Origin of the sequence: Collinsella aerofaciens, assembly GCF_020181355.1 — a bacterium.
In the GTDB taxonomy this organism is placed as follows: Bacteria; Actinomycetota; Coriobacteriia; order Coriobacteriales; family Coriobacteriaceae; genus Collinsella.
Genome location: NZ_CP084004.1, coordinates 368,001 through 387,107, shown reverse-complemented (window position 1 = coordinate 387,107; position 19,107 = coordinate 368,001). Strand labels below are relative to the sequence as shown.

13 protein-coding genes are annotated in these 19,107 nt (G+C 57.9%); 9 read left to right on the top strand and 4 right to left on the bottom strand.

All coding sequences use genetic code 11. The annotated features are described in order from the left end of the window. Window positions 1-385 precede the first annotated feature (385 nt). From LCQ44_RS01670 to LCQ44_RS01655, 4 genes are all read right to left on the bottom strand, one after another. Window positions 386-1,417, bottom strand: coding sequence for a 3-deoxy-7-phosphoheptulonate synthase (locus tag LCQ44_RS01670; RefSeq protein WP_225093898.1), 1,032 nt, complete (start codon window positions 1,415-1,417; stop codon window positions 386-388). 571 nt (window positions 1,418-1,988) lie between these two features. Then, window positions 1,989-3,845 (bottom strand): ABC transporter ATP-binding protein, encoded by a 1,857-nt coding sequence (locus LCQ44_RS01665; RefSeq protein WP_225093897.1) that lies wholly within the window; start codon window positions 3,843-3,845, stop codon window positions 1,989-1,991. After that, window positions 3,845-6,214, bottom strand: a complete 2,370-nt coding sequence (locus LCQ44_RS01660; RefSeq protein WP_225093896.1) for an ABC transporter ATP-binding protein — start codon at window positions 6,212-6,214, stop codon at window positions 3,845-3,847. Before LCQ44_RS01660 ends, LCQ44_RS01665 begins: the two co-directional genes overlap by 1 nt. Beyond that, complete coding sequence (locus LCQ44_RS01655) at window positions 6,211-6,660, bottom strand: MarR family winged helix-turn-helix transcriptional regulator (RefSeq protein ID WP_225093895.1); 450 nt, start codon at window positions 6,658-6,660, stop codon at window positions 6,211-6,213. The genes LCQ44_RS01660 and LCQ44_RS01655 overlap by 4 nt, the downstream gene beginning before the upstream one ends. 551 nt (window positions 6,661-7,211) lie before the next feature. Here LCQ44_RS01655 and pflB point away from each other — a divergent pair. The 9 genes from pflB (at window position 7,212) to LCQ44_RS01610 (ending at window position 19,092) form a co-directional block, all read left to right on the top strand. Beyond that, entirely contained in the window at window positions 7,212-9,263 is a 2,052-nt protein-coding gene (pflB, locus tag LCQ44_RS01650) for a formate C-acetyltransferase (protein ID WP_035137643.1), read from the top strand. A gap of 85 nt (window positions 9,264-9,348) precedes the next feature. Then, entirely contained in the window at window positions 9,349-9,600 is a 252-nt protein-coding gene (gene grcA3 / locus LCQ44_RS01645) for an autonomous glycyl radical cofactor GrcA3 (RefSeq protein WP_006234861.1), read from the top strand. Between the two features lie 301 nt (window positions 9,601-9,901). Then, entirely contained in the window at window positions 9,902-10,912 is a 1,011-nt protein-coding gene (locus LCQ44_RS01640; protein ID WP_225093894.1) for a LacI family DNA-binding transcriptional regulator, read from the top strand. Between the two features lie 184 nt (window positions 10,913-11,096). After that, window positions 11,097-12,479, top strand: coding sequence for a family 43 glycosylhydrolase (locus LCQ44_RS01635; RefSeq protein WP_117746634.1), 1,383 nt, complete (start codon window positions 11,097-11,099; stop codon window positions 12,477-12,479). A gap of 45 nt (window positions 12,480-12,524) precedes the next feature. After that, window positions 12,525-13,976: a PTS transporter subunit EIIC gene (locus LCQ44_RS01630; protein WP_052044095.1), complete on the top strand. Its 1,452-nt coding sequence runs from the start codon at window positions 12,525-12,527 to the stop codon at window positions 13,974-13,976. A 101-nt stretch (window positions 13,977-14,077) separates the two neighbouring features. Then, on the top strand, window positions 14,078-15,520 hold the full coding sequence (locus LCQ44_RS01625) for a glycoside hydrolase family 32 protein (protein WP_225093893.1): 1,443 nt from the start codon (window positions 14,078-14,080) through the stop codon (window positions 15,518-15,520). Between the two features lie 277 nt (window positions 15,521-15,797). Then, a complete protein-coding gene (locus LCQ44_RS01620) occupies window positions 15,798-16,652 on the top strand; it encodes a DegV family protein (protein WP_117821044.1) in 855 nt (284 codons plus the stop codon). Window positions 16,653-16,838: 186 nt separating this feature from the next. After that, the gene (pflA, locus tag LCQ44_RS01615; RefSeq protein ID WP_225093892.1) at window positions 16,839-17,657 is read left to right on the top strand and encodes a pyruvate formate-lyase-activating protein; all 819 of its coding nucleotides are present in this window, start codon (window positions 16,839-16,841) and stop codon (window positions 17,655-17,657) included. 610 nt (window positions 17,658-18,267) lie between these two features. Further along, window positions 18,268-19,092 carry a serine hydrolase gene (locus LCQ44_RS01610; RefSeq protein WP_225093891.1) on the top strand — a complete coding sequence of 275 codons (825 nt, stop codon included), beginning with the start codon at window positions 18,268-18,270 and terminating at the stop codon, window positions 19,090-19,092. Window positions 19,093-19,107: the final 15 nt, after the last annotated feature.

Sequence of the window (19,107 nt, the reverse complement as noted above, 5' to 3'; positions counted from 1 at the left end):
GCGGGCTCACAATCTGGGGAAACCGAACAGATTGGGGGCTTGTATGATCGATTCGAAGGGAACCGTGCGACTCGAGGGCATGTTTGACAGAGTGATAGTCGTTGGGGACGTTCTTAAACGACTAGTCAAACAAGAATGTCCCCAACGACTACCCAAGGAGTGTCCCAAACTGCCGGCAGAAAAGGAGCGTCCCTAACTGCTACATCCGGAGCAAGACAACGCCGCGGTTAGAGGACGGACAGCGAGCGGGTCGCATTTGAGACAAGGTGACGTGAAACGAAAGGGCGCTGACCTTCTGGTCGCGCCCTTGAAGTTGAACGTCAGATTGTCCAAATGCGGCCCGCGCAGCGTCGGCCGGTTACGGCGTTTGGTAAAACGCCGTAACCTACACCCGCTCCGCGATTTCGTGGATGAGGTAGTCGGTCTTTTCCCAGCCCAGGCACGGGTCGGTGATCGACTTGCCAAAGACGCCGCCGTCGACCGGCTGATTGCCGTCCTCCAGGTAGGACTCGATCATAAAGCCCTTGACTAGCTTAGAGATGGACTCATTGCGGCGGCAGCTGTCGAGCACCTCCTTGCAAATACGATACTGCTCCAGCGGACGTTTGCCCGAGTTGTCGTGGTTGCAGTCGATGACCGCTGCCGGGTTGGCATAGCCGGCATGCTCGGTATAGCGCTCGGCCAGGCGCTCCAGGTGCTCGTAGTGGTAATTGGGGTAGGTACGACCGTCGAGACCGATGTAGCCACGCATGACGGCGTGTGCGAGCGGATTGCCGTCGCATTCAACCTCCCAGTTGCGGAAGATAAAGCTCTGATGTGCCTGGGCGGCGTAGATGGAGTTGAGCATGACGGTGGTGGAACCGGCGGTGGGGTTCTTCATGCCCACAGGCACCGAAATGCCGCTCGATACCAAGCGATGCTCCTGGTTTTCGACCGAGCGGGCTCCTACGGCGACGTAGCTCAGCAGGTCGACGAGGTACTGGTAGTTGGACGGGTAGAGCATCTCGTCGGCGGTAAAGAAACCGGTCTCCTCGATGACGCGCAGGTGCATGTGGCGAATGGCCTTAACGCCTTCGAGCAGGTCATCGGGCGCCTCGGGGTCGGGGTTGTGCAGCAGACCCTTGTAGCCGGTGCCTTTGGTGCGCGGCTTGTTGGTGTAGACGCGCGGAATGATGATGAGCTTGTCCTTGACCTCTTTGGCGACCTTGGCCAGCCGGTTCATGTACTCAAGCACCGAATCTTCGCGGTCGGCAGAGCACGGGCCGATGATGAGTACCTTGCGCGCGTCCTCGCCGGTAAAGACTTTGGCGACCTCGGCGTCAAATGCCTGCTTTTTGGCAGTAAGCTCGGCGGAAAGCGGCATCTCCTCGCGGATCTCCATGGGGATCGGCAGCCTGCGTTTGAAATCCATGGCCATGCGGGGCCTCCTCAATCTATAGAAAGAACAATAAGCGTATTGTCGAATGCTCGGCATTATCCGCTGTCGCACGCTAAAGTGCAAGCAAAACCTGCCAAAAAGGGACAGGTTTATTTTGGTCGGTTTTATCTGGGGAAATGCCGGCACTCGCTGGAAGGGGAGGACCGGCGTACGGCACGCTGGAGCAAGTTGGATCTCCTGCGGCATACCCCGTGGACAAAAAATGGCAAATATGAGTACTGTTGCTAGCTTAGTATCATATCGACCTTACAAGATAATAGGCACAACAGTAAATATGTTCATTGACGTTGGCACACAGAAGCATGCTACCGGGCGTTTTGATCAATTTGAAGGAATATCTAGGCCGCAAAGACGTCGTTTGGGGCAGTTTTGGCTGTTACTAAAAAAAGTGACAGTACTCATTTTTGCCATTTTTTGCCCACGGGGCCTTGAGGGAGAGCGTCAATCAGGCCCCAGGGGAGGCGTTTCGAGGCTCGAAGGACACAAAACGGGGGCGCAGTTCATTCTGCGCCCCCGTTTTCTGGGCATTGCGGTTGTTTGCCGCCGGTTGTTACGCCGCTTCGTCGAACTGCGAGTTGTACAGGTCGGCGTAGAAGCCGCCCTGGGCGAGCAGCTCGTCGTGCGTGCCCTTCTCGACGATGTCGCCGTCGCGAATTACCAAGATCACGTCGGCGTTGCGGATCGTGGACAGGCGGTGTGCGATGACAAAGCTCGTGCGGCCCTGCATCAGCGCATCCATGGCGCGCTGAATAAGCTCCTCGGTGCGGGTATCGACGTTGGAGGTCGCCTCGTCCAAAATCAGTGCCGGGCGGTCGGCCAAAATGGCACGGGCGATGGTCACGAGCTGGCGCTGGCCCTGCGAGAGGTTGGTGCCCTCCTCGTTGATCATAAAGTCGTAGCCGCCGGCGAGCGTATGGATAAAGTGATCGCAGCGTGCGGCGCGTGCAGCGGCCTCGACCTCGGCATCGCTCGCATCGGGGCGTCCGTAGCGGATGTTCTCGCGGATGGTGCCGTTAAACAGCCAGGTATCCTGTAGCACCATGGCAAACTCGCCGCGCAGCGCCGCGCGGTCCCAATCGCGCACGTCGATGCCCTCGACGCGCAGCGAACCGCCGTCCACGTCGTAAAAGCGCTGCAGCAGCTTAATGAGCGTGGTCTTGCCGGCGCCGGTGGGACCGACGATGGCGATGGTCTGGCCGGGCTGCGCCTCGCAGCTAAAGTCGTGGATGATGGTCTTGTCGGGCGTGTAGCCAAACTTGACATGGTCAAATTCCACGTGGCCGGGGCGCTTTTCGGGAATCTGGGCGTCGGCCTTCTGCTCCTCTTCGGGCGCGGCGAGGAACTCAAACACACGCTCGGTGGCGGCGGCCATCGACTGCATCGTGTTGCTCACGTTGCCCAGCTGCTGTACGGGCTGCGTAAAGTTGCGAACGTACTGGATAAAGCTCTGGATATCGCCGGGCGTGGCATTGCCGGTCAGCGCGAGCTGCGCGCCCACTACGACAACGCCCACGTAACCCATGTTGCCCACCAGGCTCATAAGCGGCATCATCAGGCCCGACAGGAACTGCGAGCGCCAGCCACTAATAAACAGGCGGTCGTTTTGACGGTCGAACTCCTCGATCGAGGCCTCGGCGCGGTCGAACACCTGAATGACGTTCTGGCCGGCAAAGTCCTCCTCGATAATGCCGTTGACGGTACCCAGGACCTGCTGCTGCTCGCGGAAGTACGGCTGCGAGAAGTGAATCATTACGGTCAGGATAATCGCGGCGGCCGGCAGCGTGAGCACGGTGACGCCGGTGAGCGGCAGGCTGATCGACAGCATCATGACGAGCACGCCGATAATCTGCGTGACGGACGTAATAAGCTGCGTCACGCTCTGGTTGAGCGACTGGCCGAGTGTATCGACGTCGTTGGTGATGCGGCTGAGCACATCGCCCTTGCTGTGACCGTTGAAGTAGCTCATCGGCACGACGGCAATCTTGGCTGCGATCTCCTTGCGCATGCGGTAGCAGATCTTTTGCGTGACGCCGGTCATGAGCCAGCCCTGGATGAGGCTGCAAACAGAGCTTGCCAGATACAGGCAGAGCAAAAAGCCGAGCGTCTTGGCGATCCAGTCAAAGTCGACGTCGCCGGTGCCGTTGACCTTGGCAACCAGGCCTTCGAACAGTTTGGTGGTAACCTGGCCGAGCACCTTGGGCCCCACAATGTTAAAGATGACCGAGCACACGGCAAAGGCGACGGCAGCAAACACGGCAATCTTGTGCTGGCCGATATAGCCGAGCAGCTGCCTCATGGTGCCTTTAAAGTCCTTGGCCTTTTCGCCGCGGCCCATGCCACCCATACGGCCCATAGGACCGCGCCGGCGGGTGGGCTTGGGAATCTGAGTCTTGGTCTCGTCTGCCATTAGCGCTCGCCTCCTTCCGTGACGGCTGCAATTTCTTCTTGGGTAAGCCCCAGCTCCTCGGCGGAAAGCTGCGACTGTGCGATCTCCAGGTACGCCGGGCAGCTGTGCAGCAGCTCCTCGTGTGTGCCAGTGCCCACCACGTGGCCGTCGTCGAGCACGATAATCTGGTCGGCGTGCATGATGGTCGCGATGCGCTGGGCCACGACCACGAGTGCGGCGTCGGTAACGTTTTTGGCCAGCTCCTCGCGCAGGCGCGCGTCGGTCTTGTAGTCGAGGGCACTAAACGAGTCATCGAACACCACGACCTCGGGCTTTTTGGCCAACGCGCGGGCGATGGCCAGGCGCTGGCGCTGGCCGCCCGAGACATTGGATCCGCCCTGGCTGATGGGGGAGTCGTAGCCGCCCTCGCGCTCGGCGATAAAGTCCTCCGCCTGGGCGACGCGTGCCGCCTGGCGCATATCCTCGTCACTCACCATATCGCCGGCAAACTTGAGGTTGCTCTCGACGGTGCCCGAGAACAGGCGACCCTGCTGCGGGATATAACCAATACGGCGGCGTAGCTCGGAAAGGGTCATGTCACGCACGTCGATGCCGTCGAGCGAAATGCTGCCGCCTGTGACGTCGTACAGGCGCGGAATCAACTGCACGAGCGTGGACTTGCCCGAGCCCGTGGAGCCAATGATGCCGAGCATCTGACCGGCATGCGTGGTGAAGTTCACGCCGCTGATGACATCGGCGCGGGCATCGGGATACTGGAAGCTCACGTCGCGGAAGGTGAGCTCACCGCGTGACGCGCTGGTCGCGGGCAGTTTGGGCGAGGAGGGGTCGTTGATGCTCGTGGGGCAGGTGATGACCTCTTCCACGCGCTCGGCTGCGACCTCGGCGCGGGGCAGGATGACCGAAACCATGGTGAGGATCATAAACGCCATGACGATCTGCATGGTGTAGGAGATAAACGCCATCATGTTGCCGACCTGCATCACGCCGTCGGACACGCCCTGCGCGCCAAACCAGACGATAAGCACGGTGATGCAATTCATGACCAGCATCATGAGCGGCATCATAAAGCTCATGGCGCGGTTGGTGTAGAGCTGCGTGGTCATCAGGTCGAGCGAAGCCTTGTCAAAACGCTCGAGCTCATGCTCCTCGCGGTTGAACGAGCGGATAGGCATAAGGCCGTCGAGCAGCTCGCGGGCGGTAAGGTTCACGCGGTCCACAAAGCTCTGCATCTTTTTGAATTTGGGCATGGTGAGGCCCATAAGCACGCCGACGACGGCCGAGACCGCGATGATGGCCACGGCGATGGTCCACTCCAGGCCGGTGTGGTTGGCCAGGACGCGCATGACGGCGACGATGCCCATGACGGGGGCCATCAGACACATGCGGATAAACAGGGTTGCGGCCATCTGAATCTGCTGAATGTCGTTGGTGCAGCGGGTGATGAGCGAGGCCTGGCTAAACTTGCCCACCTCGGCCGGCGAGAAGTGCATAACCTTGTTGAAGGTCTCGCGGCGCAGGTCGCGTGCGATGGAGCAGGCGGTGCGCGAAGCCACGGCACCGGTCAGGATGGTGGCGACCAGCGACACCAGACACAGACCAAACATCGTGGTCGCCATGCGGCCCAGGTAGGCGTTCTGCACGTCGGCGGGGTCGATGCCCTGCGCCTTGTACTCGTCCTGTACATAGCTCACGGCGCGCTGGGTGACGATGGAGCCCGACATGGAGCCCATTTTGTCCGCCATTTGGTTGGCGCCCTCGACGAGCTTGCTTTGGTCTACCAGACCGCCCTTGACACCTAGGCGCAGACTCTTCATGGTGATCTTGCCGCCGTCGGCGTCGATCTGCTTTTGCATGCTCTGCGCGGCTGCGGCCTTCTGCTGCATCTCGGCGAGCTGCTCGGGCGTCATGGCAGCCATCTGCTCGGGGGTGGGCATGGCCTGGGCAGCGCCGCCATCGCTTGCCTCGGTGGACGTGCCGGTCATGTCGCCCATGGAGTCGGCGTCGATGCCTTGGTTGAGCGAAAGGACGACGGTCTCGGGCAGGCTCATAATGTCGGCGAGCTTGCTGCCATCGGCACGCTCTTCCTCGGTGCCCTTGTACGTTCGAATGCCGTTATTGTCCGCCTTGCTAAACACGGCCTCCGCAGCTTTGGCGTCCTTGGCGCTCATAAAGAGTTCGAGGTCGTCGAGCGATTCGGCGCGAATGGTGTCGGGCACGGGCGAGGCGATACCGCCTTGCTGCACGCCCACGTCGACGATGTCGCTCATATAGGTAGGCAGCGCCAGATCGGCGTTGCAGCTGATTACGATAAGTACGATAGCTGTGAACAGTGCCAGGATATGCTTTTTAAAGAGCTTGAGAATCCTCACTCGGCATCTCTCCTTTCTTGATTGCGGTCGATAATTTCGTTGGCACGTCTAAGAAGGCGCACCATCTCTTGGGTATCTGTTTCGCCGAGTTGCTCGAGGAAAGCCGTGGTGCGGCCCTCGAATTCCCGACGTTTAATTTCGAGGTCCTGGAATCCCTTGTCGGTCACTGTGACGTGTACGCGACGACGGTCGGTTTTTGAGTGCTCGCGCTCAACCCAGCCCTTGGCCTCGAGGGCGCGCAGAATATTGGCGATGCGGGCGCTCGAGGCCAAGGCGCGATCAGCGAGTTCGCTCGGCGTGAGCGAACCGCCAGCGAGTATGAGGGCGCGCATGACGGCCATCTCGCCACCGAGGGCTTTGTCCGCAAAGCGCGAAATGCGCTGATGCATGCTGCCAAACTCGGTAAGGAGCTGACGCCCAAGTTCACGGAAATCGGTATCTTCCACCGAAAACCCCTAACACTAGAAACTATTTTCGGTGGAAGATGATACCCCTGCACGCACACCCTATACGGTAGATTTTGGGACATGTCTAGAAAACTACCTTTAGGCGACCTCCGTACACCGTCGGTATCAGTAAAGTTAGGGGGTAGATCTCTAAGCACGTCCTAAAGCCCACTCAGAGACACTTTATCCTGCTAAAGCTGGCATAACAGCTAGAGTGAACGTCGTACAAAGGCAAGGAAAAATACCAAACAAATCGGTGAACGGTAGTTGTTCACGCTCGCATTTCCTGCAGGTTTGTAAAAAGCGCCTTTATGATATAAAAAAAGAAACATATAACAGCCCAGATGGAGAGGGTCGCTATGTTATCCTTCACAGACGGGTGAAATCTTGGGTTTAGGGTTGCAGTTCCAAGGTGGACAAACGTTTTTCCCTGCACCAACATGTGGCGAAGAACGGAAGAAGCCGGTAGTGCAAGCCGAAAATTCAAGAATTCAATAAGCAGCGGTGTGAGAGAGCGCCGCATTACACGTAACTAGGAGCGTGGTTACACAATGCAGGAGGCATGGGAAGGCTTCAAGGAAGGCATCTGGACGGGAGAGGTTGACGTCCGAGACTTCATCCAGAAGAACTACACCCCCTATGAGGGCGACGAGTCGTTCCTCGTCGGTCCGACCGAGCGTACCAAGGAGCTGTGGGGCGAGGTTCTCGACCTGCTGCTCAAGGAGCGCGAGCAGGGCGGCGTCCTCGATATGGACACCAAGACTGTCACGGGTATCGTGAGCCACCCCGCTGGCTACATCGATAACGCCCACCGCGAGAAGGAGACCATCGTCGGCCTCCAGACCGACAAGCCGCTCAAGCGCGCGCTGCACGTCAACGGTGGTATCCGCATCGCTTGCCAGGCTGCCAGCCAGCACGGCTACAAGGTCGACGAGAACGTTGTCGAGCGCTACACCTTCGAGCGCAAGACCCATAACGCCGGCGTCTTCGATGTTTACACCCCCGAGATGCGTGCTTGCCGCTCGGCCCACATCATCACCGGTCTGCCCGATGGCTATGGCCGCGGCCGCATCATCGGCGACTACCGTCGTGTCGCCCTGTACGGTGTCGACTACCTGATCAAGGACAAGGAGGCCCAGAAGGCTTCCACCCCGACGGTCATGACCGCCGACAACATCCGCGATCGTGAGGAGCTGCAGGAGCAGATCCGCGCCCTCGGCGAGCTTAAGATGATGGCCGAGACCTATGGTTTCGATATTTCCAACCCTGCTACCAACACGCAGGAGGCCATCCAGTGGATGTACTTCGCCTACCTCGCTGCCGTTAAGGAGCAGAACGGCGCCGCTATGTCCATCGGCCGTACCTCCACGTTCATCGACATCTACGCTGAGCGCGACCTTGCCAACGGTACCTTCACTGAGGAGCAGATCCAGGAGTTCGTGGATCACTTCATCATGAAGCTCCGCATGGTCAAGTTTGCCCGTACCCCCGAGTACCAGGCCCTGTTCACCGGCGATCCGCAGTGGGTCACCGAGTCCATCGGCGGCATGGGTGTTGACGGCCGTACGCTCGTTACTAAGATGAGCTACCGCTACCTGCACACGCTCGAGAACATGGGTACCAGCCCCGAGCCCAACATGACCGTTCTGTGGTCGACCCGTCTGCCCGAGAACTTCAAGAAGTTCTGCGCCAAGACTTCCGTCGCCAGCTCCTCGATCCAGTACGAGAACGACGACCTCATGCGCGTCTATCACGGTGACGACTACGGCATTGCCTGCTGCGTGTCCTCCATGCGCATCGGCAAGGAGATGCAGTTCTTCGGCGCCCGCGCCAACCTTGCCAAGTGCCTGCTCTACGCACTCAACGGCGGTGTTGACGAGGTCTCCAAGAAGCAGGTCGGCCCCAAGTATCGCGCCGTCGAGGGCGATACGCTCGATTACGACGACGTTGTGGCCAAGTACAACGACATGATGAAGTGGCTCGCTGGCGTGTACGTCAACTCTCTGAACATCATTCACTACATGCACGATAAGTATTGCTACGAGCGCATTCAGATGGCTCTGCACGACAAGCACGTGCACCGCTGGTTCGCTACGGGCATCGCTGGCCTTTCCGTCGTGGCTGACTCCCTGTCCGCCATCAAGTACGCCAAGGTCCACCCTGTCCGTGACGAGAACGGCATCATCGTCGACTTCGAGACCGAGGGCGAGTTCCCCAAGTACGGTAACGACGACGACCGCGTCGACCAGATCGCTCACGACGTTGTGCACCAGTTCATGGAGTACATCCGCATGAACGACACCTACCGCAACTCCGTGCCCACGACCTCGGTTCTGACCATTACCTCCAACGTCGTGTACGGTAAGAAGACCGGCTCCACGCCCGACGGCCGCAAGGCTGGCCAGCCGTTCGCCCCGGGTGCTAACCCCATGCACAAGCGCGATAGCCACGGCGCCATCGCTTCGCTGTCTTCGGTTTCCAAGCTCCCGTTCCGCGATGCTCAGGACGGCATCTCCAACACCTTCTCCATCATCCCGAGTGCGCTCGGCAAGGAGGACCAGGTGTTCTTTGGCGATATCGACCTTGATCAGCTGGGCGAGTAACTATTGTTAGTGCTATACTAACAATAACGATTACTGATTAGTGCGCCGGTTTCGGCCGGCGCCTATTAATCGAAGGAGACACATTATGAAGGTTTCTGAAGTTTCCGAGACTCAGGCCGATAACCTGGTCCACATGCTCGACGCTTACGCCGAGAAGGGTGGCCACCACCTGAACATCAACGTCTTCAACCGTGAGACGCTGCTCGACGCTCAGGCTCACCCCGAGAAGTACCCGCAGCTGACCATCCGCGTTTCCGGCTACGCCGTGAACTTCCACACGCTCACCAAGGAGCAGCAGGACGAGGTCATTGCGCGTACCTTCCACGACAAGTTCTAAAGGGACTCAACTCCCGCAGGATCGCCGGGCCGCTTTGGGTTACTTTCCAAAACGTCCTCGGACATGCAAAGGGCTCCGCTGCGCGCTTCGCGCGGCGGAGCCCTTTGCGTCCTGCGGAAATGTTTTGGAAAGTAACCCAAAGCGGCCCGGCGGGGGTCCTGTGTAGTCGCCCTTTAGGCGGAACTCTCCTAATTATTTGGATGAGTCGTTTACTTACTTGTACTGTTACCGTCTTCCCGCTCTTGTTGGGGTATGCTTTGTTCGTATGTAAACGTATGACATGTTGATGGGGGAGGGTGCTATGGCTCGCGAGAGTGCTCGTTCTAAGGATACGGCTAAGCCTGGCATCAAGGAAGTTGCGGCGGTGGCGGGGGTTTCGCCTACTACGGTATCTCGCGTGCTTAATAATCGCGGCTATATTAGCCAAGAGACCCGCGATAAGGTCCATGCCGCGATGAAGCGCATCAACTATACGCCCAACGATATCGCCCGTGCCATGCTCAACGGTCGCCTGAATCTTATCGGTATGATCGTCCCCTATGTCAGCAGTCCGTTTCATGCCCAAGTGGTTCAAGTCATTGAGCATACCCTGGCCGAAAACGGTTTTAAGATGCTGCTGTGCAATAGCGCCAATCGACCCGAGCTTGAGCGCTCTTATATCGACATGCTTCGACGCAATATGGTTGATGGCGTCATCGTCAACTCGCTTAATATCGGTGCCGAGGCGTATGCCGAGATGGGCTTGAGTCTGGTTGGTATCGACTGCGACCTTGGCGAAGCCTCTGTTCAGATTGCGAGCGACAGCTATAGCATCGGCGAACTTGCCACGCGTCGCCTGATCGATGACGGATGTTCACGCATCCTGTGCCTGCGCAGCAATAGCCGCATGCGCATGCCTGCCAATAAGCGTACCGATGCCTACCTCGATGTTGTTGAGCAGGCCGGTTTGCCCGCGCTTGTCCGTGAGGTTGAGTTCGTTAAGCCCGACGACGAAAAGAGCGCGGTCGTTGCGAAGATCCTCGATGAGAACCCCGATATTGACGGCATCTTTGCGGGAGACGACACGATGGCGGCTATCTGTCTTAACGTGATGAAGCAGCGCGGCTTGAGCGCTCCGGGCGATATTAAGGTCGTGGGCGCGGATGGTGCCCGCCGCACTATGACGTTTATGCCTGACTTAACAACCGTACGCCAAGATATCGATCGCATCGGAGAGCTCGCGGCGCAATCCATCATTGCTCTTATTAACGGCGAAAAGCCCGAATCGAATATCAAGCTCCCCGTTGAACTCATTGAGGGTAAAACCGCGTAGTTCATCCCGTGCCAAAAGAATTCCTCAAACACCTCTGATGACCGTTCGCCGGCATATGTCAACCGTTTGCCGACGACTGGAACTGCGAAAAGACGTATTGGTGTGAAAACGTTTGACATATGAAAACGATTGACATATCTTGCAGTTGTACCGAGTTAGTATCTCGTGAGAAAGGAAGTCTCGGATGCACAAGGTGTATTACCAGCCTGAGGGAATTTGGGTAGGCGACATCATGCCGTACGGCGAGGACGGCACGTTCTATCTCTATCATCAGCGTGACACGCGAAACCCCGGACCTTTCGGAGAGCCGTTTGGCTGGGCACTCGCGACAACCAAGGACTTCGTCAATTACAAAGACTTTGGCGAGAGCCTTGAGCGTGGCGGCGACGAGGAAGTCGACCAGTATGTTTATGCCGGCACGGTGTTTAAGGTGGGCGACAAGTACCATGCGCTCTACACTGGTTGCAATCGCGATAAGGTCAAGGCACGCTTGATGAAGCAGGTTCTTCTTCACGCAACGAGTGACGACGCCGTCAAGTGGGAGAAGAACATCGCCGAGACGCTGCTTCCGCCCCAGGAGGGTTACGATGACCGCAACTGGCGCGATCCCTTTGTGCTTTGGGATGAGGAGAACGAAGAGTACATGCTCATCCTCGGCACGCGTGTGGGCGAGGACAAGCGTCTGATGACCGGTCGTCTGGTCAAGTTCACCTCCAAGGACCTGGATACCTGGGAGTTCCAGGGCGACTGGTGGAATCCGGGCCTGTACACCATGTTCGAGATGCCTGATCTCTTTAAGATGGGCGACTGGTGGTATCTGGTGTTCTCCGAGTACAGTGATGGCAACAAGACCCGTTACCGCATGTCTCGCTCTATCAACGGTCCTTGGATCACTCCTGCGGACGATTCCTTCGATGGCCGCGCGTACTATGCCGCGCGTACCGCATTTGATGGTGAGCGCCGCGTTCTCTTTGGTTGGGTTCCTACGCGTGACGAGGGCGGTGACCCCAGCTCTTACCTGTGGGGTGGCACCTTTATGCCCCTCGAGATCGTTCAGCGTGCCGACGGAACGCTCGGCACCAAGCTCCCCGACAGCATGCTTGGCGCCTTTGGCGAGGGCAAGGCTGTCGAGACCTTTGAGCTTTCCTGCGAGTCGGGCAAGGTCGAGCAGGTGCTCGCCGCGGATGCCGGCTCCACCTACTTGCTCGATGCCGACATTGAGCTCGGCGGTAACGCTGCCGGCTTCTCGGTCAAGTTCGCCGAGGACGCCGAGACTGGTCTTGCCTATGAGTTCCGCGCCAACCTGCGCGAGGGCAAGCTCGAGTTCACGCCGGCTCCCCAGTACCCGTGGTTCCAGGTCAACAACATGGGCCTCGAGCGTCCGTTGTTCTTTAAGGGCGAGGGCACTCACCATGTGCGTCTGGTCGTCGACGACGACATCGCGACCATCTTTGTCGATGATGTTGCGCTCAACGCTCGCTTCTGCAACAAGCAGGGCCAGGGTGTGGCGCTTACCGTCACCGACGGTGCGCTCAAGTGCGCAAACGCAACGATCGCGTCTCTGTAGCGGCAACGAACCGTTTTATGATTTAGAAAAGGAATGGAGAGGAACATGGACTACAAGGCAGTGTCCCAGCAAGTCGTCGACAACGTCGGCGGACTGGAGAACATCGAGGGCGCCACGCATTGCGTGACCCGTCTGCGTCTGGTGCTCAAGGATACGAGCAAATACAACAAGGCCGAGCTCGAGAACATCGATGGCGTCAAGGGCGTGCTGTACAACAGCGGCCAGCTCATGATCATCTTCGGTACCGGTACCGTCAACAAGGTTTACGATGAGTTTATGGCTCTGACGGGCGTTAAGGAGATCAGTGCTTCCGAGGTCAAGGGCGCCGAGGCGGACAAGAAGGGCAAGTTCTTCTCGGTCCTCAAGGTATTCTCGGACATCTTTATCCCCATCATTCCCGCCTTCGTCGGCGCTGCAATCATCATCGGCCTTAAGTCGCTGATCGTTGCCAACGGCCTCTTTGGCATGGAGGGCAGCCTCGCCGATCACAGCGAGTTCCTCAAGAACCTCGCAAGCTTCTTTGCCATTATCGCCACCACGTTCGACTACCTGCCTGTCCTGGTTATGTACAGCGCGGTCAAGCGTTTTGGCGGTAACCCGATCCTGGGCATCCTCGTCGGTATCGTCATGGTTCACCCGAGCCTTATGAACCGCAACACGTTCGTTATGGACCCGACGGGTGCTGAGTACTGGAACTTCGGTCCGCTATCCATTCCCATGGTTGCTTTCCAGGGCGGTGTGTTCCCCGCAATCCTGACTGCCTGGTTTATGGCCAAGGTCGAGAAGATTGCCCAGAAGTACATCCCCGAGGTCGTTTCGTTCGTCTTTGTCCCGACCGTTACCCTGATTCTTGCTAACGTTGCCCTGTTCACCGTGTTCGGCCCGCTCGGCAACCTGATCGGTGACGTCCTCGCCGGCGTAATCGATATCCTGTACAACAGGATGGGCGTCTTCGGTGCCTTTGTCTTCGCCGCGTTCCTGCAGCCGCTCGTCGTTACCGGTACGCATCAGTTCATCCAGGGTATCGAGGCAAACCTTGTTGCCACGACTGGCTTCAACTACATCCAGGCCATCTGGTCGGTTTCCATCATCGCCCAGGGCGGCGGCGCCATCGGTATGTACCTCATTCACAAGAAGCACTCCAAAGAGCGCAACATCTGCATGTCGTCCTTTATCCCGACGCTGGTCGGAATCTCCGAGCCCGCTATCTTTGCTGCAAACATGCGCTATTCGATCATTCCGTTCATCTGCGCATGCATCGGTGCAGGCTGCGGCGGTGCCTTCGTCAAGCTCTTTGAGGTGCGCGCTATCGGTCAGGGTCTGACCGGCGTGCTTGGCCTGCTCATCGTCACGCCCGAGACCCTCGTGTGGTATGTGGCTGGCAATCTCATCGCCTTTATCGTGCCGATCGTCTTGATCTTTGCCTACAACAAGGCAAAGGGCGTGCCGACCACCGATGAAGAGGGCGCTGGCGCTGGCTTCGACGTTAGCTTCTAGTTGAGCCGTTCAGTGTAATCTGAGGATAAGTCCATTTGAGGAAGGGCGTTCGACTCGTGTGAGTCGAGCGTCCTTCCCCATAGACGAGAAAGTCAACGGCGATGTTAAATCAAAAAAACAAGGTGACACGCGCGGACTATGAGCAGTGGCGTGTCGGACAGGATGAGACGGCGGCTCGCATCGCGTCCGACCCCGATAGGCTTCTGTTCCATGTGGAGCCTGAGCTTGGCTGGCTCAACGACCCCAACGGTTTGGTTCAGATTGGTGATACGTATCACATCTATCATCAATACGATCCGTTCGATGCTGCGCATGGCGGTCCAGTGCTTTGGAACCATCTGACGACAAAGGATTTTGTGACGTACGAGAATCACGGCCCCGTGCTGTTCCCCGATTCCGATTTGGATTCGAGCGGAGCGTATTCTGGTTCTGCCTTTGTACGTGATGGCAAGATTCACTACTTCTATACCGGCAACGTCAAGCATTTTGACCGCGATGATTACGACTACGTGTTGACGGGCCGTGAGCAAAACCAGATTCATATGGTTGCCGAGAATCCCGACGAATTGGGCGAGAAGCGCATGGCTGTTGGACCAGTCGATTACCCCGACGATATCGGTACGCACGTGCGCGACCCCAAGATCCTTGAGCACGATGGTATCTACTACATGGTTCTGGGCGCTCGTACGAAAGACGACCGTGGCTGCGTGCTTGTCTATACTTCGCGTGATTTAGGGGTCTGGAGCTATGCGACGCGCATTGAGCTGGGCGAGAAGTTTGGCTTTATGTGGGAGTGCCCTGATCTGTTTGAGCTTGATGGCGAGCTTATTCTCGTTTGCTGTCCGCAGGGTGTGCCTGCCGATGGCTGGCGTTACCGCAATCCGCATCAGTGCGTGTGGTTCCCCATCGAGGCCGATTGGGAGGCGCCGAGCTTTAAAATCGTCGGGAAGGGCATGCCCCCGATGGTCGATGCCGGTTTTGATTTCTATGCTCCGCAGTCCTTTGAGGATGCTGCAGGCCGGCGATTGATGATCGGATGGTCGGGTTGCCCCGATGCGACGGCGGAAAACCCGACGGTGGCGCGCGGGTGGCAGTGCGCGTTGACGGTGCCGCGAGAGCTGAGCATGCGCGATGGTAAGCTCTGCCAGCAGCCGGCGCACGAGATTGAGAGGATGCGCGGCGACTGCGTTCGCACGACAGGCGGTGAAACCGTTGAGGAGCCGGGCCGCCTGTTTGATCTCGTGGTTTCCTGTGAGGGCGCCAAGATGGTTGAGCTCGAGATTCGCAAGGGTGTCTTTGTGCGCTATGCGGACGGGATGCTTACCCTCGACATGGGTGACGAAGGCTATGGGCGCGACCAGAGGTCGATTGAGCTCGGCGAGCTTCGCGACCTGCGCGTGCTTTCGGACACTACGATGGTCGAGATTTTTGCAAATGGCGGCGAGGCGGCACTTACGAGCCGTACCTATTCGCCGGCGGTTCCGGCGATGGAGCTGCACGCCGAGGGCGCGGCATCGATGAATTTCTACCGCCTCGCGCATTAACCGTGTGTGGAGCACGATTGGACTTGCTGGGCGGAATGTGTCGCAGTTGCCGCAGCGAACTACCGTTTATCGCGTATAGCGACCGTTTGCGGAGTAAGTAACACTTAGTAATAAACCGTGTAGAATCTCAGATTAGCACGGAGTTTTTCCAGGGAGACGCTGTCCTTTGTTGTGTGCAAGGGGCGGCGTCTCTTTGGCGCTCTGCCGCCGTTGTGCAACAGTGCGGCGGCGCGTGCCATGTGTTGAAAAGCCAATGTTGAGATGGGTCGTGATGATAATGGGCAAGTACGTAATCGTGGTTGAGTCTGGTTCGGATGTGACGCCGGAGCTCTGCGAACGCTACGGTATCGTGCGCGTACCTATGCATGTCACGATTGGTGACGAGACCGTCGAGGACGGCTCGATCGATCCGCTCGAGATTTATTCGCGCTGCAACGAGTTTGGCGTGATGCCCAAGACCAGCGGCTGCGCGCCGGCAGATTTTGCGCACGTGTACGATCGCATCCATGCCGAGCAGCCCGATGCGACTATTCTGCACCTTGCGTATTCCGAGGCCACGACCTGCTCACACCAGTCTTCTAAGATTGCCGCCAAGGGTCGCGACTACGTCTACTCCATGGACACGCGTTTTGTCTCGGTGGGCCAGTCGCTTGTTGCCGTCGAGACCGCCAAATACATCGAGGCTCACCCCGATGCCACCGTCGACGAAATCTTTGCATTTACGAATTCCGTCATGGACCGTGTGCTGCTGGGCTTTGTTCCTACCGACCTAGCCTTCCTTAAGGCGGGCGGTCGTCTATCCAACGTGGCATTCCTCGGTGCCCATCTGCTCAAGATTAAGCCCTGCATTGAGGTAACGGGCGGCAAGTTCGTGGCAACCAAGAAGTTCCGCGGCTCTATGCTCAAGTGCGCCCGCGCCTTTATTGACCACATGGTTGCGAAGGGCGAGATTGACTACTCGCATATTGGCCTGGCGTATTCGGTAGGCCTTTCCCAGGAGCTGCGCGACGACATGGAAGTCTATGCGCACGACCTGGGCTTTAAGGACGTTACCTGGACTCAGGTCGGCGGTGTCATCTCGAGCCATTGCGGCCCGACCGCCTTCGGTGCGGTGCTCACGCTTAAGGCGTAAGGTCTGGCGTCTATCGATTTCTATTGCCTCAGCGGCGGGCGGGTTGCGATAACCTTCCCGCCGCTCTTGCGTAGGGCCAAATAGGACAACCCAATTGACCGCTAAACCGTTTCGCCATCATGCGTATGGGCTAGAATGATTCTGGCATTTATGTAGCTAAAACCAATGAGAGGCAAGGTAGCGGGAATGGCTGAGATGACGCTCGAGGGTGTGGACGCTCGTCCCGAGGACTCTGCGTTTGCCCTGGGCCGCGTACATTCGATTGAGACGATGGGAACGGTCGATGGACCCGGCATCCGCTTTGTGGTGTTTGTTCAGGGCTGCCCCATGCGCTGTGCGTATTGCCACAACCCCGATACCTGGTCGGTTAGCGGCGGCACCATGGTGACCGTCGAGCACCTGATGGACGAGTTCCAGAGCAACCATGAGTTTTACCGCAGCGGCGGTATTACGGTGTCCGGCGGCGAGCCGCTCTTGCAGCCCGCGTTTTTAGCCGACCTGTTCCGTGCAATGCACAACAACCCCGATGGCCGCGTGCATACCTGCCTCGACAGCTGCGGCTATGCGTTTGACCCCAACCATCCCGAGAAGTTCGATACTGTTCTCAACGAGACCGACATGGTGCTGCTCGACATCAAGCATGCCGATCCCGTTGAGCATAAAAAGCTGACCGGTTGCGATCCCGCACGCATTCTGGCGTTTGGTGATGAGCTTGCCCGTCGCAAGATTAAGGTCGTTATCCGCCACGTGGTGGTGCCCGGCATTACCGATACGGTTGAGGAGTGCGAGGCGCTCGGCCGCCTCATCGCTCCATGGCACAACGTGGTGGGCCTGGAAATGCTGCCGTATCACACGATGGGTGTCGTCAAGTACGAGCAATTGGGCATTCCCTATAAGCTCGAGGGCGTTCCACAGATGGATACCGCGCGCATGCCCGAGCTGCGCAACGCCGTCATGACGGGCATGAAAAAGCGTCGCGTGGAACTCAAAAACGCTATCGGCTAGCGAGCCATTTTCGCTCCCCAAAGGCACTCATTGGGGACAGACTTAAATGAGTGCCCCTGGGCACCAAGTTGATTGCCAAAGAGCTCCGTCAAGTTGCGGTGGAATAGTTCTTGTTTTTCGGCTTATGCCGCCCAAATAGGAACTATTCCACCGCAACTGCGTTTTGGGCGGAGATGCGCAACAGAATCGCGCCATTTGGATAAATACGCTTGTGGTTTCTTTAAAGACGCCTTAAACGCCGCTGAATATCTTTGGAAAGAAATGCCTGCTCGGTATTATGCTGCTCGTATATGAACGGTAGCAGTCAGGAGACCACGTGCGAAATAACGCATCGCGGGACGAGTATATGCCGCAGCATAGCAGCAGATATGAGACGAAGGGCACATCTTCGCGTGGCCTTGCCGACGCTCGCGTCCGCGTGACGAAGATTGCCGCCATTGGGATGCTAACGTTGGCGATTATTATCCTCGGAATTACCGCCAAAACCTACGCGTCGGAGCGAATGGCACACTCAGATGCGTCAACGGTACAGACGCAAAACAAAAAGGTCTCTGAATCTAAAGCCACCGCAAGCCAAACCCTGTCGACAGCGAGCCTCAAGACGAGGCTTTTGAAGGCGGACTTTAACGATATTCCCTCAGGCGATACCGTGCAGACCTTCTCACTGGTTGATGACCAGATCCCCGCCCTGGAGGATGAGAGCCTCGCCGCGCTCCAAGATGCCCTTGATCAGGCCAAGGAATTGGGCGATGTGGGCGTGGTGTTCTACGACCTGTCAAGTGGCAAGGGCGTGACGTATAACGCCGATGTCGAGGTTTACGGTGCGAGTAGCTACAAGGCACTCTATGCGTTGTACATCTGCGAGTCTCTGGTCGAGACAGGGCAAGTGTCGCTCGATGATTCCCTTGGCACCTATGGCGGCTACAACATGGGCTGGCAGACGGTGCGCGACCTGATCGAGGCCGCGGTCGTTAATTCGGACAACGATTCGTTTATCGCGTTGCGTGCGGCGTTTGACCGTGTCGGTTACGAGGATTGGATTGTCGGTCTTGGCGTCGATTACGATACCGCACTCGATCCGATGAGTGATTTTCCCACTTATTGCCCGCGCACCTCGGCCAAGTTGTGGCGCGAGATGAGCGAGTATCTGAGCCATGATACCGAGACGTCACAATGGCTGTCGGGCCTTCTGGCCTCTACGGCCAGATCGTTTATTCGTGACGGCATTGCGGACGACCAAGCCTTGGTGCGCAACAAGGCAGGCTGGATTAGCGAGGATGGTTGCTATTCGACATGCGATGCGGGCCTTATCGACATCGATGGCCGTACCTATGTCATGAGCATCATGACATCGATGCCGTGGAGCGATCGCTCGAGCGAGGTTACGGCTGCGATTGCAAAGGCTCTGTTTGATACGCGAGCTGTGCTGGCCTAGCGTGTTCGTTTGACG

What these genes read in the sequence shown, in the direction of transcription:
- LCQ44_RS01670 (WP_225093898.1), bottom strand. Translation starts at nt 1,417, where the DNA reads ATGGCCATGGATTTCAAACGCAGGCTGCCGATCCCCATGGAGATCCGC.
- LCQ44_RS01665 (WP_225093897.1), bottom strand. Translation starts at nt 3,845, where the DNA reads ATGGCAGACGAGACCAAGACTCAGATTCCCAAGCCCACCCGCCGGCGC.
- pflB (WP_035137643.1), top strand. Translation starts at nt 7,212, where the DNA reads ATGCAGGAGGCATGGGAAGGCTTCAAGGAAGGCATCTGGACGGGAGAG.
- grcA3 (WP_006234861.1), top strand. Translation starts at nt 9,349, where the DNA reads ATGAAGGTTTCTGAAGTTTCCGAGACTCAGGCCGATAACCTGGTCCAC.
- LCQ44_RS01640 (WP_225093894.1), top strand. Translation starts at nt 9,902, where the DNA reads ATGGCTCGCGAGAGTGCTCGTTCTAAGGATACGGCTAAGCCTGGCATC.
- LCQ44_RS01635 (WP_117746634.1), top strand. Translation starts at nt 11,097, where the DNA reads ATGCACAAGGTGTATTACCAGCCTGAGGGAATTTGGGTAGGCGACATC.
- LCQ44_RS01630 (WP_052044095.1), top strand. Translation starts at nt 12,525, where the DNA reads ATGGACTACAAGGCAGTGTCCCAGCAAGTCGTCGACAACGTCGGCGGA.
- LCQ44_RS01625 (WP_225093893.1), top strand. Translation starts at nt 14,078, where the DNA reads ATGTTAAATCAAAAAAACAAGGTGACACGCGCGGACTATGAGCAGTGG.
- LCQ44_RS01620 (WP_117821044.1), top strand. Translation starts at nt 15,798, where the DNA reads ATGGGCAAGTACGTAATCGTGGTTGAGTCTGGTTCGGATGTGACGCCG.
- pflA (WP_225093892.1), top strand. Translation starts at nt 16,839, where the DNA reads ATGGCTGAGATGACGCTCGAGGGTGTGGACGCTCGTCCCGAGGACTCT.